Consider the following 16,045-nt stretch of genomic DNA (forward strand, 5'->3'; position numbering starts at 1 on the left):
GATGAAGCCCCTTCGGTTTAGAGCCTTACACTGGCGAAAGTCGACTCATTGCGCGCCTGGCTCAACGCCGACATCGGCCCCGACAACGGTGACAACACCAGCGCCTGCGGAATCGGCATCATCGCCACTTGCTGGGTGGTGTTCGACCCTACACGTTCATCGCGCGGTGGAATGCCGAAGTACTCGCGATAGCACTTGGAGAAGTGCGGTGTGGACACAAAGCCGCACACCGAGGCGACTTCGATAATCGACATCGGCGTTTGCTTGAGCAATTGCCGTGCACGAATCAGGCGCAGCTTGAGGTAGTAGCGCGACGGCGAGCAGTGCAGGTATTTCTGGAACAACCGCTCCAGTTGGCGACGTGAAACGGCGACGTACACCGCCAGTTCATCCAGGTCGATCGGCTCTTCCAGGTTGGCTTCCATCAGCGCGACGATTTCCTGCAGCTTGGGCTGGTTGGTGCCGAGCATGTGCTTGAGCGGCACACGCTGGTGATCCTGCTCGTTGCGAATACGCTCGTACACGAACATCTCGGAGATCGCCGCGGACAATTCACGGCCGTGGTCGCGGCTGATCAGGTGCAGCATCATGTCCAGTGGCGCAGTGCCGCCGGAGCTGGTGAAACGGTTGCGGTCGAGGGTGAACAGGCGTGTGCTCATGGCCACGCGCGGGAAAGCTTCCTGCATCGACGCCAGGCATTCCCAGTGCACGCTGCAGTCAAAACCATCGAGCAAACCGGCACAAGCCAGGGCCCAACTGCCGGTGCATACCGCACCCAGGCGGCGCGACTGGCGCGCCTGGCTTTGCAGCCACGACACATGCTCACGGGTCACAGTGCGCTGGATACCCACGCCACCGCACACGATCACGGTGTCCAGGGCTGGAGCTTTGTGCATGGACGCATCCGGGGTGATCTGCAGACCGTCGCTGGCCCACACCTGGTTTCCATCGACGCTCAAGGTCGTCCAGCGATACAGCTCGCGGCCGGAGAGCTGGTTGGCCATGCGCAGGGGTTCGACTGCGGAGGCCAGGGAAATCAGCGTGAAATTGTCCAGCAGCAAAAAGCCGATGGATTGAGGCGCACGGTTCTGGGGTTGAGCCCCGGAGTTGAACGACGTCATCGCGGTATCTCCTCACACAAAGCGGGTGATGGCCTCAGGCGAGGCTCTTGTTATTGCGCACGTCTGCGATACAGAACGAGGCTTTGAATTGATAGAGCAAATGCCATGCCTAAATTTGAATGGCCATTCAATAACTCCTGAAAACGACCTGATGACGCGTCTATATAAGCCCGCGCAGGAAGTACGGGATATGCCCCGAAAAGGACGTCAGAGTGAGGCTACTCAAGGTGTGTGAGCAGATCGGTAGCACTTGTGGGAAGGCGCTTTGAGGCCGTGGGAAAAGTCTGTCACCCCACGCACGGGTGACGGGTGGTCAGGAGGTAAATCGTTCGGGAGCTACTTATCTGTTTGCGACGCGCTAAAAGGTGGCGCGCTTGGGTCCGGGTGTTCACTTTATGAGCAATGTCGCCAGGGCTACCCCTGACGCGGGCAAGCCCGCTCCCACCTTTTGATTTGTGCATACATTCAAAAGTGGGCACGGGCTTGCCTGCGATGGCGGTGTCACTGACTCAACATTCCACCGCACTCACCGCCAACCCACCCCGCGATGTCTCTTTGTACTTGTCATGCATGTCCGCGCCGGTATCGCGCATGGTGCGGATCACCCGATCCAGGGAGATAAAGTGCTGGCCATCGCCACGCAGCGCCATTTGCGCCGCGTTGATCGCCTTCACCGCAGCAATCGCATTGCGCTCGATACACGGCACTTGCACCAGCCCGCCCACCGGGTCGCAGGTCAGGCCGAGGTTGTGTTCCAGGCCGATTTCGGCGGCGTTGCACAGTTGCTCCGGCGTGGCACCAAGAATCTCGGCCAACCCTGCGGCGGCCATGGCACAGGCCGAGCCCACCTCCCCTTGGCAGCCGACTTCGGCACCGGAGATCGAGGCGTTCTTCTTGCACAGAATGCCCACCGCCGCTGCGCCGAGCAGGTAGTCGACCACGTTCGCTTCCGTGACTTCTTCACTGAATTTCATGAAGTAGTGCAGCACCGCTGGAATGATGCCTGCCGCGCCATTGGTAGGTGCCGTGACCATGCGCCCACCGGCGGCGTTTTCCTCGTTCACCGCCAGGGCGAACAGGTTGACCCACTCCATCGCGCTCAAGGTCGAGCCGATCACGTTGGGTTTGTTCAACTCCTGCAGGCTGCGGTGCAACTTGGCGGCGCGGCGACGCACGTTCAGGCCGCCGGGCAGGATGCCTTCATGCTTGAGGCCTTGTTCCACGCAGTCCTGCATGGCACGCCAGAGATTCATCAAGCCACTGCGAATCTCGTCTTCGGAGCGCCAGGTCTTTTCGTTGGCCATCATCAGTTCGGCGACGCGCAGGTTGTGGGTCTTGCACAGCTGCAACAGCTCCACCGCGCTGGAAAAGTCATAAGGCAGCTCGGTGCGGTCCATATCGGCCACGCCGCTCTGTGCCTGGGCCTCATCCACGACAAAACCGCCGCCCACCGAATAGTAGGTGTCGCGGTGCAACTCGCCGTCATCGCCTGTCACCACCAGGGTCATGGCGTTGGGGTGGAAGGGCAGGTTTTCGTCGAGCAGACGCATGTCCCGCGCCCATACGAACGGTACCGGCAAACGTCCATCCAGCAGCAGCGTGTCGGTCTCGCGCAGGGTGTGAATACGCAGGCCGATTTGCGACGGATCGATTGCGTCAGGCCACTCGCCCATCAAGCCCATGATGGTCGCGGTGTCGCTGCCGTGACCGATGCCGGTGGCCGACAAGGAGCCATAGAGCTGAACTTCGACGCGCCTGACCTGTTCCAACAGTTCACGTTCACGCAAAGCCTGGACGAACAACGCCGCGGCGCGCATGGGGCCGACGGTGTGAGAACTAGAAGGCCCGATGCCGATCTTGAACAGGTCGAAAACGCTGATAGCCATTGCCGTGAAACTCCTCGTGGGTACAGGCCAGGCACCAAGGAGCTGCTACGCTCAGATCGCCCAGATGGCGGCATCATCAAGCTTTTATCCGTCCTCCCGGCGTCTCACACCGACGTAACCATGCTCACCAGCGTCGCCCGTGCGCAATCGCCTGTTTTGGCCGTTTTTAGCGGTGCAGATGGGTAAAACGTGCAGTTTTGCCTTTGAAAAAACCTGTAAGCGACGTCACCGACACTGGATACGACCATCCCTGTACTGGATACGACGCCCCCTGTAGGCGTCAGATTTTCACTGGTACATGATCAGTCTCGACTCGTTTGCAAGGCACCGTGCCAGAGCTGTCGTCGCACGCCCCAACCGCAACACTTATAAAGCGCGGCGAATGCCGCCAGAAAAAAGACACAGGAGTCTACCCAGATGAAAGGTTCACCCTCGTTGTTGTTGGCCGCCATGTTGAGTCTGCCAGTCCTGGCACACGCTGCAGAACCGGAACAGTGCAAGACCGTCAACTTCTCCGATGTCGGCTGGACCGACATCACCGTCACTACCGCGACCACCAGCGAAATCCTCAAGGGCCTGGGCTACAAGCCGCGCACCACGATGATTTCGGTACCGGTGACCTACAAGTCACTGGCCGACGGCAAGAACATGGACATCTTCCTCGGCAACTGGATGCCGACCATGGAAAACGACATCAAGCAGTACCGTGATGCCGGCACCGTGGAGACCGTGCGCGCCAACCTGGAGAACGCCAAGTACACCCTGGCAGTCCCGGAAGCGCTGTACAACAAAGGCCTGAAAGACTTCTCCGATATCGCCAAATTCAAGGATGAGCTAGGCGGCAAGATCTACGGCATCGAGCCGGGTAACGACGGCAACCGCACCATCCAGACGCTGATCGACAAAGACGCCTTCGGCCTGAAAACCGCCGGTTTCAAAGTCGTCGAATCCAGCGAAGCCGGCATGCTCTCCCAGGTCGAACGCGCCACCAAACGTGACCAGGCCATCGTGTTCCTCGGCTGGGAACCGCACCCGATGAACACTCGCTTCAAGATGAAGTACCTGACCGGGGGTGACGACTCGTTCGGCCCCAACTATGGCCAGGCCACCATCTACACCAACACCCGCAAGGGCTACACACAGGAATGCAGCAACGTGGGCCAGTTGCTGAAGAACCTGGTGTTCACCCTGGACATGGAAAGCACCCTGATGGGTAAAGTCCTGGACGAAAAACAGAAACCCGATGCAGCAGCCAAGGCCTGGCTGAAAGCCAACCCGCAAGTACTCGACACCTGGCTCGCCGGCGTGACCACGGTCGATGGCAAACCCGGTCTGGAGGCCGTCAAAGCTTATCTCGCCAAATAACACCCGCTGACCCCAGGCCGGTGCGCTGGCCTGGGATGTTTTCCCCCCTCGCATGTGGACATTCACTACCATGCTGACTGAACAGAAAATCCCACTAGGCCAGTACATCGCTGCCTTCGTCGAATGGTTGACCCAACACGGCGCCAACTACTTCGACGCAATCGCATCGACACTGGAAACGATGATCCACGGCGTGACGTTCGCGCTGACCTGGTTCAATCCGCTGGCATTGATCGGTCTGATTGCGCTGCTGGCCCACTTTATCCAACGTAAATGGGGACTGACTGTTTTTGTCATCGCCTCTTTCCTGCTGATTCTCAACCTGGGGTATTGGCAGGAAACCATGGAAACCCTCGCGCAGGTGTTGTTCGCCACCCTGGTCTGCGTGGTCATTGGTGTGCCGCTGGGCATTGTTGCCGCGCACAAGCCGATGTTCTACACCCTGATGCGGCCGGTACTCGATCTGATGCAGACCGTACCGACCTTCGTCTACCTCATCCCTACCCTGACCCTCTTCGGGCTGGGTGTGGTGCCTGGACTGATTTCCACGGTGGTGTTCGCGATTGCCGCGCCGATCCGCCTGACCTACCTGGGTATCCGCGATGTACCGCAAGAGTTGATGGACGCCGGCAAGGCCTTTGGCTGCTCGCGCCGTCAGTTGCTCTCGCGCATTGAACTGCCCCACGCCATGCCGAGCATTGCCGCCGGCATTACCCAATGCATCATGCTGTCGTTGTCGATGGTGGTGATCGCGGCCCTGGTGGGCGCCGATGGCCTCGGTAAACCCGTGGTCAACGCGCTCAACACCGCCGACATCGCCCTGGGCTTTGAAGCCGGCCTGGCGATCGTGCTGCTGGCCATCATGCTCGACCGCATCTGCAAACAACCCGACGCTAAAGTAGGGGGTGATGCATGAGCATTATCCGATTCGACAATGTCGATGTGATCTTCTCCAAAGACCCACGCGAAGCGCTCAAGCTGCTGGACCAGGGCATGAGCCGTAACGAGATCCTGAAAAAGACCGGGCAGATCGTTGGCGTTGAAAAAGCCAGCCTGGATGTCGAGAAAGGCGAAATCTGCGTGCTGATGGGCCTGTCGGGCTCCGGTAAATCCAGCTTGCTGCGCTGCATCAACGGCCTCAATACCGTGAGTCGCGGGCAGTTGTTCGTGGAGCATGAAGGTCGCCAGATCGACATCGCCTCGTGCACGCCGGCCGAGCTGAAAATGATGCGTACCAAGCGTATCGCCATGGTGTTCCAGAAGTTTGCCCTGATGCCTTGGCTGACCGTGCGCGAGAACATCAGCTTTGGCCTGGAGATGCAGGGTCGTGCGGAGAAAGACCGGCGCAAACTGGTAGATGAGAAACTCGAGCTGGTGGGCCTGACCCAATGGCGCAACAAGAAGCCTGATGAACTCTCCGGCGGCATGCAACAGCGCGTCGGCCTCGCCCGTGCGTTGGCGATGGACGCCGATATCCTGCTGATGGACGAACCCTTCTCCGCCCTCGACCCGCTGATCCGCCAGGGCCTGCAGGATGAATTGCTGGAGCTGCAACGCAAGCTGAGCAAGACCATCGTCTTCGTGAGCCACGACCTCGATGAGGCGCTCAAACTGGGCAGCCGTATCGCGATCATGAAAGACGGCAAGATCATCCAGTACAGCGTGCCGGAAGAGATCGTGCTGAACCCGGCGGACGACTATGTGCGCACCTTCGTCGCCCACACCAACCCGTTGAACGTGCTGTGCGGTCGCAGCCTGATGCGCACCCTGGACAACTGCAAGCGCGTGAACGGTTCGGTGTGCCTGGACCCGGGTGGCGACTCATGGCTGGACCTGGCCGAAGGCAACACGATCCAGGGCGCCCGCCAGAATGGCGCAGTGATGAACCTGCAAAACTGGGCACCGGGGCAACCGGTAGAAGGTTTGGGTCGGGTTCCGACGCTGGTGGACTCGAATATCGGCATGCGCGATGCATTGCAGATTCGCTATCACACCGGGAACAAGCTGGTGTTGCACGACAACAACCAGGTGGTGGGGATTCTGGGGGACAGTGAGCTCTACCATGCCCTGCTGGGTAAAAACCTGGGGTAAGCCACACCGCAACAAAGCGGCGCCAGGGAAGGCGCCGCTCGTTTCACCTATCAGCTATAGACACGGCCTAGGAGCTGCCGATGGCTTTCAAACTGATCGAGCACATCCCGGGTGATCTGTTCCTGGGTGAAGCCCATCAGGTCGTATTCCTGAGGCCCGTTGTGCAGGTACACCTCGGCCCGGTAGTAGCGGGTGCGCTCTTCCTCGGGCAGGTCGCTCGGCGCCGACGAGTAAGCGTCCAGGCTGACTTCATAGACAAACGGGTTGCCCTCTTCCATCTCGATGCGCACACCGATGCAGCGCTTGGATTTACCCAGCAGGGTCTGCACTTGCAGCCCCTGTTCACGCAGCGCAGTCGCCGCTTCTTCCAGTGCCGGTGTAACGTGTTTGTCCATAAAGCGCTGCACGGTGCCTTGGCTGGGTTGCAGGTCCAGCGCGGTCAGGCGCTCGCTGAAACCACGACGGCCACGCTCGGCCAACTGCGCCTGTTCCAGCTCGATTGCCACGTCCTGGCGCATGGCCTTGTGCAAACCGAACATGAAGAAGATCAGCACCACCGAGAACGGCAGCCCCGCCAGCACCACCATGGTTTGCATGGCTTCGAAGTTACCGGCGAACAGCAAGCCGATGGTCACCAGGGTGATCACCGCCGACCAGAAGATCCGCAGCCAGTGCGGCGCATCTTCATCCACATTGCCGCCTTTGCAGGAAAGGTTGGCCATCATCACCGCGCCGGAATCCGCCGGGGTCAGGAACAGCACAAAGCCCACGAAGATCGACACGCCGATGACGATTTTCGACGCCGGGTAATGCTCAAGCAACTGGTAGATGGCCATCGACGGCTGTTCCAGCGCGGTCTTGCCCAGCTCCACCGCGCCGTGGTTCAGCACCAGGTCCAGGGCCGAGTTACCGAAGATCGACAGCCACGCCAGGGTGAAGCCCAGCGGGATCAGCAGCACACCGGCCACCAGTTCACGTACGGTACGACCACGGGAAATACGCGCGATGAACATGCCCACGAATGGCGCCCAGGAAATCCACCAGGCCCAGTAGAACAGAGTCCACAGGCCCATCCAGCGCTCGGTCTTGTCAGCATCGCCTTCGTAGACGTAGAGGTCGAAGGTTTTAAGGATGATGCCGTTGAGGTAGTCACCGGTGTTTTGCACCAGGCCGTTGAGCAGGTGCAGGGTGGGGCCGAACAGCAGCACGAAGATCAGCAAGCCGCTGAACAGCACGATGTTGAGGTTGGACAGGCGGCGAATGCCGTTCTCCACGCCCGACACGGCAGCGATGGTCGCCACGGTGCTCATCACGATGATCACGATCAGCAAATTGGTATTGCTGTGCTGCATGCCGAACAGGTTTTCCAACCCGGACGACACCTGCATCGAGCCAATCCCCAGGTTGGTCACCAGCCCGAGCAGGGTCACGAACATGCCGAAACCGTCCACCGCATGGCCCGCCGCGCCTTTCACCCAGCGCTCGCCCACCAGCGGGTACAGCGCCGAACGCAAGGCCAGCGGCTGGTTATGGCGATACGCGAAGTACGCCACCGCCAGGCCGACCAGCGCATAGATTGCCCAGCCGTGCAGGCCCCAGTGCAGGAAGGTCAGTTGCAACGCCTGGCGTGCGGCGCTATTGCTGGCGGCCGCGCCTTCGGGCGGGTTGAAGTAGTGGTCCAGCGGCTCCGAGGCGCCGAAGTACAACAGCGAGATGCCGATACCCGACGAGAACAACATGCCGGCCCAGGCGCCGTAGCTGAAGTCCGGGGTATCGTCCTTGCTGCCCAGTTTCAACTTGCCGTAGGACGAAAACGCCAGGCCCACCACGAACACGAGGTAGGCGGCGATGACCACCATGTAGTACCAGCCGAAGCTTTTGGAAAGCCACGCCTGCGCTACGCCGAGCATGCGCCCGGCCTCCTGCGGGGCGATGATCAGGATGGCAGTCAACAACAGAATCAGCGCGGTGGAGGTGTAGAACACCCAACCGTTGACCCGTACCTTTTCTGGCGGGGTCTTTATAAGAGAGGCAGAACTCATGGCGCAGATGCTCCAGGCAGTGCGAGAGAGAAACACAAGGCAACGGTTATCCCGGGACATCGATTTTTCGGCAGTCGACGGACGGGTGTTATAAAGACACCCCGAAAATTCTTGAGCCTCGCCTAAGCGACGCCCAGGCCCTGATACGGCCTGTTTCAAGGGTTTTTGCAGGTGTCAGATGCCGCGGCTTGCACGTAGGAAATACCTGTAGGCAGCGACCATTTGTCGCAGATCTTATTCTTTGTTGATTGAACGTTCAATCAAAACAAAATAGACTGGCCATCAAGCCGACAGACGTTCATCACCTGTCGGCAGGCCTAAGGAGAGGTGCTACATGCCCAAGGTCGGTATGCAACCCATACGCCGCCAGCAGTTGATCGAGGCCACGCTAACGGCCATCGATCAGGTCGGAATGGGAGATGCCAGCATTGCGCTGATCGCCCGTTTGGCCGGTGTCTCGAACGGCATCATCAGTCACTACTTTCAGGACAAGAACGGCCTGATCGCCGCGACGATGCGGTACCTGATGAATGTGCTGATCGAGAACGTCCACGAACGCAGGCTTGCGCTGAAGGACGACAGCCCACGGGCGCACCTTCGGGTGATCATCGAAGGCAACTTCGACGCCAGCCAGGTCAACGGACCGGCAATGAAAACCTGGCTGGCCTTCTGGGCCACCAGCATGCACCACCCGTCATTGCACAGGTTGCAGCGGATCAACGATCAACGTCTGTATTCCAACCTGTGCTGCCAGTTTCGCCGAGTGCTGCCGCTGCCGCACGCACGCAAAGCAGCCAGAGGCCTGGCGGCCCTGATCGACGGTTTGTGGTTGCGCGGCGCCCTGTCGGGAGACGCTTTCGACACGGAGCAGGCGCAACGGATCGCTTACGAATACATGGATTTCCAATTGGCCAAGCAGGTGAGTTAGAGCACACATAACCGCTCAACCCCTGAACTGCTGCCGCTCAGTGTTGCCACACCCTTATGGCTCACTTTTCGGCGGTTAACGCCAACCACTTATGCACTTGCGAGGACTTTATGGCCCGTTTCGAACTGCAAAAACTCTACATTGACGGCGGCTACAGCGACGCTGGCAGCGATGCCACCTTCGAAGCCATCAACCCGGCTAACGGTGAAGTTCTCGCCCAAGTGCAACGTGCTACGAAAGAAGACGTTGAACGTGCCGTGGTCAGCGCCGAAAAAGGCCAGAAGGTCTGGGCCGCAATGACTGCCATGGAGCGTTCGCGCATCCTGCGCCGCGCCGTTGACATCCTGCGCGAGCGCAACGACGAGCTGGCCGCCCTGGAAACCCTGGACACCGGTAAAGCCTTCTCCGAAACCAAATACGTCGACATCGTCACCGGCGCCGACGTGCTGGAATACTACGCAGGCCTGGTGCCGGCCATCGAAGGCGAGCAGATCCCGCTGCGCGACACGTCGTTCGTCTACACCCGCCGCGAGCCGCTGGGCGTGGTTGCCGGTATCGGCGCGTGGAACTACCCGATCCAGATCGCCCTGTGGAAATCCGCACCGGCCCTGGCCGCCGGTAACGCGATGATCTTCAAGCCAAGCGAAGTCACCTCGCTGACCACCCTGAAACTGGCCGAGATCTACACCGAGGCCGGCGTCCCGGCAGGCGTGTTCAACGTCCTGACCGGCAGCGGCCGTGAAGTCGGCACCTGGCTGACCGAGCACCCGCGCATCGAGAAAGTCTCGTTCACCGGCGGCACCGACACCGGCAAGAAAGTCATGGCCAGCGCTTCGAGCTCCTCGCTCAAGGAAGTGACCATGGAACTGGGCGGCAAGTCGCCGCTGATCGTGTTCGAAGATGCCGACCTCGATCGCGCCGCCGACATCGCGATGATGGCCAACTTCTACAGCTCCGGCCAGGTCTGCACCAACGGCACGCGTGTGTTCGTACCCAAGCACCTGCAAGCGGCCTTCGAAGCCAAGATCGTTGAGCGTGTTGCGCGCATCCGCGTGGGCAGCCCGCAAGACGACAACACCAACTTCGGCCCGCTGGTCAGCTTCGCCCACATGGAAAGCGTGTTGGGCTACATCGCCAAGGGCAAGGAAGAAGGCGCACGCGTGCTGTGCGGCGGCGACCGCCTGACCGACGGCGAATTCGCCAAAGGCGCATTCGTGGCCCCGACCGTGTTCACTGACTGCACTGACGAAATGACCATCGTCCGTGAAGAAATTTTCGGCCCGGTGATGAGCATCCTCACCTACGAAACCGAAGAAGAAGTGATCCGCCGCGCCAACGACACCGACTTCGGCCTGGCTGCCGGCCTGGTAACCAAGGACCTGAACCGCGCGCACCGCGTGATTCATCAGTTGGAAGCGGGCATTTGCTGGATCAACGCCTGGGGCGAGTCCGACGCGAAGATGCCGGTCGGTGGCTACAAGCAGTCGGGTGTTGGCCGTGAGAACGGCATCAGCTCGCTGAACAACTTCACCCGCATCAAATCGGTACAGGTTGAGCTGGGCGACTACGCCTCGGTGTTCTAAACCCGAGTGTTGTATTGCCTGCGAGGCCGCCATCGCGGGCAAACCCGCTCCCACATTTTGATCGTTGTAAACCCAATCAACTGTGGGCGCTGGCTTGCCTGCGATGAGTGCGAAGCACTCGCCTGACCTGACCATCTCCAAAGAGGGTGCATTTATGTCCCAAGAATACGATTACATCATTGTGGGTGCCGGCTCCGCCGGTAACACCCTGGCGACCCGTCTGACCGAAGACGAAGGCGTCACCGTCCTGCTGCTGGAAGCCGGCGGCCCGGACTACCGTCTGGATTTCCGTACCCAGATGCCCGCCGCCCTGGCCTTCCCACTGCAGGGTCGCCGCTACAACTGGGCCTACGAGACCGACCCGGAGCCGCACATGGACGGCCGCCGGATGGAATGCGGTCGCGGCAAGGGCCTGGGTGGCTCCTCGCTGATCAACGGCATGTGCTACATCCGTGGCAACGCCATGGACTACGACAACTGGGCAAAGCTGCCAGGCCTGGAGAACTGGACCTACCTGGACTGCCTGCCGTATTTCCGCAAGGCCGAAACCCGCGACATCGGCCCGAACGATTGGCACGGCGGCGATGGCCCGGTCAGCGTCACCACGCCTAAAGCCGGCAACAACCCACTGTTCCACGCCATGGTCGAAGCCGGCGTGCAAGCCGGCTACCCACGCACCGAAGACTTGAACGGCTACCAGCAGGAAGGCTTCGGCCCGATGGACCGTACCGTCACGCCGAATGGCCGTCGCGCCAGTACCGCGCGCGGTTACCTGGACATCGCCAAGAAGCGCTCCACGCTGACCATCGTCACCCACGCCCTCACCGACAAAGTCTTGTTTGAAGGCAAGCGTGCCGTTGGTGTGCGTTACCTGATCGGCGCTGCCGAAGAACGCGTTGAAGCCCGCGCCCGTAAAGAAGTGCTGGTGTGCAGCGGCGCAATCGCTTCGCCGCAACTGCTGCAACGCTCCGGTGTTGGCCCGGCCAAGCTGCTGGAAAGCCTCGACATCCCGGTGGTCCACGACCTGCCAGGCGTCGGCGAAAACCTGCAGGACCACCTTGAGCTCTACCTGCAATATGCGTGCACGCAGCCCGTGTCGCTGTACCCGTCGCTGCTCTGGTACAACCAGCCGGCGATCGGTGCCGAATGGCTGTTCAACGGCACCGGCATCGGCGCCAGCAACCAGTTCGAAGCGGGCGGTTTTATCCGTACCCGTGAAGAATTCGAATGGCCGAACATCCAGTACCACTTCCTGCCGGTAGCGATTAACTACAACGGCAGCAACGGTGTGAAAGAGCATGGCTTCCAGGCGCACATGGGCTCCATGCGTTCGCCAAGCCGTGGCCGCGTGCAACTGAAGTCGAAGAACCCACGGGACTACCCGAGCATCCTCTTCAACTACATGGCCACCGAGCAGGACTGGCAGGAATTTCGCGATGGCATCCGCCTGACCCGTGAAATCATGCAGCAGCCAGCACTGGACCCATACCGTGGCCGCGAAATCAGCCCAGGTATCGACGTACAAACCGATGAACAGTTGGACAAGTTCATCCGCGAGCACGCCGAAACGGCATTCCACCCGTCCTGCTCGTGCAAGATGGGCACCGACGAGATGGCCGTCGTCGATGGTGAAGGCCGCGTGCATGGCATGCAGGGTCTGCGCGTGGTCGATGCGTCGATCATGCCGATCATCACCACCGGCAACCTGAACGCGCCGACGATCATGATCGCCGAGAAAATCGCCGACAAGATCCGTGGCCGCCAGCCACTGCCGCGCAGCACCGCCGACTACTACGTGGCAGGCGATGCGCCAGTGCGTGGCAAGCCGTTGCGTGAAGTGGGCCCCACCGCGCAGTAACTGAAAGACCGAGGTGCCTGCATCGCAGGCAAGCCAGCTCCCACAGTTGATCGGGTTCACAACGATCAACCTGTGGGCGCCAGGCTTGCCTGCGATGAGGCCCGACCTGACACCGAAGACCCTCTACACTTTCCTTGATCAGCTCACCAGCCCAGGCCTACCCTGTTTGCCTGACCGCGCCGAGCCGCCCACAAGGAAGGCCCCATGTTCGACCACCACGCCACACTTAAACAGCATTTCAGTGCCCTGCGCACCACCGCCGACTTCTTCTCGCTGCGTTACGTACGCGAGTCCGGCCAATACCTGGCCGTACGCAAAAACGTTGCCGAGCCCCCGCACCTGAACCACGACGAAGGCGTCATGCTCACCGTGCGTTTCAATGGGGTGGAAGCCTACGCCGCGACCAACGACATTTCCCTGCCAGGCTTGCAGGCCGCCCTTGAGCGTGCCGAGCAGCAAGCCCGCCTGATCAAGCCCCATGCCCTGCTCGACCTGCGTGACCAGCACGTGTCCAGTGACATCGCCGACTACCTCTCGCCCAACCTCGCGCAAGCGTTCCCCTCCTTGAGCGATTGCTACCAGTTGCTCGGCGACGAATCCGCTGCGGTGCCCCAGGACGAGCGCTTGGTAAACTGGGAAGTCAGCCTCGGCCTGACCCACGTCGAGCAGATCTACCTCAACTCTGCCGGTGCCCAATTGCGCCAGGCCCAGCGTTTTGTATTCCCCGGCGTCAACGTCACCGCCTACGACGGCAATGACAGCCAGTCGCGCACCTTCGGCGGCACCAACTTCGGGCAGCAAGGTGGCTTCGATGTGATCGACCGCTTCGGCCTGGTCGGCGCCGCGCCGCGCATTGCCGACGAAGCCCTGCAACTGCTGCTGGCACCAAACACGCCCCAGGGCCCACGCGACCTGTTGCTGATGCCCGACCAGATGATCCTGCAGATCCACGAGTCCATCGGCCATCCGCTGGAGCTCGACCGCATCCTCGGCGACGAGCGCAATTATGCCGGCACCAGCTTCGTCAAGGCCGAGGACTTCGGCCACCTGCAATACGGCTCGCCCTTGCTCAACGTGACCTTCAACCCCGACATTCCCGAACAACTGGCCAGCTACAGCCATGACGACGACGGTACTGCCGCCAGCAAGCAATTCCTGATCCGCGAAGGGTTGCTGCTCAAGCCACTGGGCGGCGCGCTGTCGCAATTCCGTACCGGCATGGGCGGCGTGGCCAACAGCCGTGCCTGCAGCTGGAACCGTCCGCCCATCGACCGCATGGCCAACTTGAATATCGAAGCCGGCGACAAGAGCCTGGCGCAGCTGATTGGCGGCATCGAAAACGGCATCCTGATGTCGACCAACCGCTCCTGGTCTATCGACGACGCGCGTAACAAATTCCAGTTCGGCTGCGAGTGGGGCCAGTTGATTGAAAACGGCGAACTCAAGGGCGTGGTGAAAAACCCCAACTACCGGGCCATTTCCGCGCACTTCTGGCGCGACCTCAGCGCCGTGGGCGACGCCAGCACCTTCAAGGTCCTGGGCACGCCGAACTGCGGCAAGGGCGAGCCTAACCAGGTCATCCGCGTCGGCCATGCATCGCCGGCCTGTGTGTTCAGTAATGTTGACGTATTCGGGGGAGATGCCTGATGAATAACTTCAAGGCATTGGTGGAGTGGCTCAAGCAGGCCATCACCGACAAGGAACAGTTTCACCTGGGCTATGCCGCCGAAGCGTCCGAATTCGTGCGTTTCAACCACGCCAAGGTGCGCCAGGCCGGGCAAGTGCAACAAGCCAGCCTCAACCTCAAGCTGATCAACGACGGCCGCCATGCCGACCTTGGCATCACCCTGGCCGGTGAGCCGGAACTGGATCGCCAGCGCCTCGCCGATGGGCTGCAACAACTGCGTGAAACCCTGCCGTTGCTGCCCCAGGATCCGTACCTGCTGCTCAACCACAACGCCTGGCAAAGCCGCAACGAACAGGCCCGCCCGCTGCCGGCCCTGGCCCAGGTGCTGGAAGACATCAACCAGGCGGCCGAAGGTGTCGACCTGGTCGGCTTCTACGCCGCCGGCCCCATCAGCCGTGGCTTTGCCAGTTCGGATGGGGCATTCGGCTGGCACCAGGCAAACAGTTTCAACTTCGACTTCAGCCTGTTCCACGCCAATGGCGAAGCGGTGAAAGCCAGCTACGCCGGCGATGCGTGGGACAGCGCCGAGTTTGCCCGCCGCTTCAAGCAGGCCCGTGAACAGCTTGAATTCCTGGGTCGCCCGCTGCACCCGCTCGCGCCCGGCGAGTACCGGGCCTACCTGGCCCCGGCGGCGCTGGAAGAGATCATCAGCATCATCACCTGGGGAGGTTTTTCCGCCCAGGCCATCGCCAGCAAAGGCAGCTCGCTACAGCGCTTGTATGCCGGCGAGCAGTCGTTGAGCCCGCTGGTGACGGTGACCGAACAGATCAGCGGCTCCCTGAGCCAGGCTTTCTCCACTGAAGGCTATCCACGCAACGATGTGACACTGATCGATGCAGGCCAAGCTCACGGCCAACTGGTGAATTCGCGCAGCGCCGCCGAATACGGCTTGAGCACCAACGGCGCCAGCAGCGACGAGTCCCCGAGCGCCCTGCAGGTCGCGTCGGGCAGCCTGGCCCAGGCCGATATCCTCAAGCAGTTGGGCACTGGGCTGTACATCAGCAACCTGTGGTACCTGAACTATTCCGACCTGCCGGCGGCGCGCCTGACCGGCATGACGCGCTTCGCCACGTTCTGGGTGGAAGACGGTGAGATCAAGGCGCCGGTCAGCACCATGCGTTTTGATGACAGTGTCTACAACCTGCTCGGTTCGCAGCTGGAAGCACTGACCGCTGAACGGGAACTGCTGCTCTCGGCCAGTACCTACAGCCAGCGCAACACCGCCTCCAACCTGCTGCCGGGAGCGCTGGTCAAACGCCTGACCTTAACCCTCTGATCCCGCCCATTGCCTGTGGGAGCAAGCCTGCTCCCACATTGTCCTGCGCTTATTCCGACACCTAGCGTCAACCCTTCCTACCGTCAAATCCCATCTCACGCCTGTTCCACCCTGCTCTGTTGTCGCCTGTAAAAAACCTCGTTATAAGGGTTAGTGGCATCCCGCCACCCTACCAACGAGAGCACGACCTTGCCCGGGAAGGGCAAGC

At 60.9% G+C, this 16,045-nt stretch carries 11 protein-coding genes; 8 read left to right on the plus strand and 3 right to left on the minus strand.

Annotation, left to right across the window (positions count from 1 at the left end; translation table 11 throughout):
- Positions 1-17: 17 nt before the first annotated feature.
- Together gbdR and ATH90_RS26485 are read right to left on the minus strand one after the other, a co-directional pair.
- The gene (gbdR, locus tag ATH90_RS26480) at positions 18-1,121 is read right to left on the minus strand and encodes a choline metabolism transcriptional regulator GbdR (protein WP_005792167.1); all 1,104 of its coding nucleotides are present in this window, start codon (positions 1,119-1,121) and stop codon (positions 18-20) included.
- A gap of 509 nt (positions 1,122-1,630) precedes the next feature.
- Positions 1,631-3,007 (minus strand): L-serine ammonia-lyase, encoded by a 1,377-nt coding sequence (locus ATH90_RS26485; RefSeq protein WP_098467494.1) that lies wholly within the window; start codon positions 3,005-3,007, stop codon positions 1,631-1,633.
- Between the two features lie 417 nt (positions 3,008-3,424).
- Here ATH90_RS26485 and ATH90_RS26490 point away from each other — a divergent pair, with 417 nt between their 5' ends.
- The 3 genes from ATH90_RS26490 (at position 3,425) to choV (ending at position 6,463) form a co-directional block, all read left to right on the plus strand.
- On the plus strand, positions 3,425-4,372 hold the full coding sequence (locus tag ATH90_RS26490; protein ID WP_034109821.1) for a choline ABC transporter substrate-binding protein: 948 nt from the start codon (positions 3,425-3,427) through the stop codon (positions 4,370-4,372).
- 70 nt (positions 4,373-4,442) lie between these two features.
- Positions 4,443-5,288 (plus strand): choline ABC transporter permease subunit, encoded by an 846-nt coding sequence (gene choW, locus ATH90_RS26495; protein ID WP_015886271.1) that lies wholly within the window; start codon positions 4,443-4,445, stop codon positions 5,286-5,288.
- Positions 5,285-6,463, plus strand: coding sequence for a choline ABC transporter ATP-binding protein (choV, locus tag ATH90_RS26500; protein WP_034109823.1), 1,179 nt, complete (start codon positions 5,285-5,287; stop codon positions 6,461-6,463). The genes choW and choV overlap by 4 nt, the downstream gene beginning before the upstream one ends.
- 50 nt (positions 6,464-6,513) lie before the next feature.
- Here the strand turns inward: choV and ATH90_RS26505 are convergent, their stop codons facing one another.
- Positions 6,514-8,448, minus strand: a complete 1,935-nt coding sequence (locus tag ATH90_RS26505) for a BCCT family transporter (RefSeq protein ID WP_234010493.1) — start codon at positions 8,446-8,448, stop codon at positions 6,514-6,516.
- Positions 8,449-8,839: 391 nt separating this feature from the next.
- Between ATH90_RS26505 and betI the strand changes: the two genes are divergently transcribed.
- The 5 genes from betI to ATH90_RS26530 all read left to right on the plus strand — a co-directional run bounded on the left by betI (position 8,840) and on the right by ATH90_RS26530 (position 15,837).
- The gene (gene betI, locus ATH90_RS26510) at positions 8,840-9,433 is read left to right on the plus strand and encodes a transcriptional regulator BetI (protein WP_010207128.1); all 594 of its coding nucleotides are present in this window, start codon (positions 8,840-8,842) and stop codon (positions 9,431-9,433) included.
- Positions 9,434-9,543: 110 nt separating this feature from the next.
- Positions 9,544-11,016: a betaine-aldehyde dehydrogenase gene (gene betB, locus ATH90_RS26515; protein WP_034109827.1), complete on the plus strand. Its 1,473-nt coding sequence runs from the start codon at positions 9,544-9,546 to the stop codon at positions 11,014-11,016.
- 154 nt (positions 11,017-11,170) lie between these two features.
- The gene (gene betA / locus ATH90_RS26520; RefSeq protein ID WP_034110672.1) at positions 11,171-12,874 is read left to right on the plus strand and encodes a choline dehydrogenase; all 1,704 of its coding nucleotides are present in this window, start codon (positions 11,171-11,173) and stop codon (positions 12,872-12,874) included.
- A 204-nt stretch (positions 12,875-13,078) separates the two neighbouring features.
- A complete protein-coding gene (locus ATH90_RS26525; RefSeq protein WP_098467495.1) occupies positions 13,079-14,521 on the plus strand; it encodes a TldD/PmbA family protein in 1,443 nt (480 codons plus the stop codon).
- Positions 14,521-15,837 carry a TldD/PmbA family protein gene (locus ATH90_RS26530; RefSeq protein WP_098467496.1) on the plus strand — a complete coding sequence of 439 codons (1,317 nt, stop codon included), beginning with the start codon at positions 14,521-14,523 and terminating at the stop codon, positions 15,835-15,837. Before ATH90_RS26525 ends, ATH90_RS26530 begins: the two co-directional genes overlap by 1 nt.
- The last annotated feature ends 208 nt before the right edge of the window (positions 15,838-16,045 follow it).

This window comes from Pseudomonas lurida, from assembly GCF_002563895.1.
Classification (GTDB): Bacteria; Pseudomonadota; Gammaproteobacteria; order Pseudomonadales; family Pseudomonadaceae; genus Aquipseudomonas; species Aquipseudomonas lurida.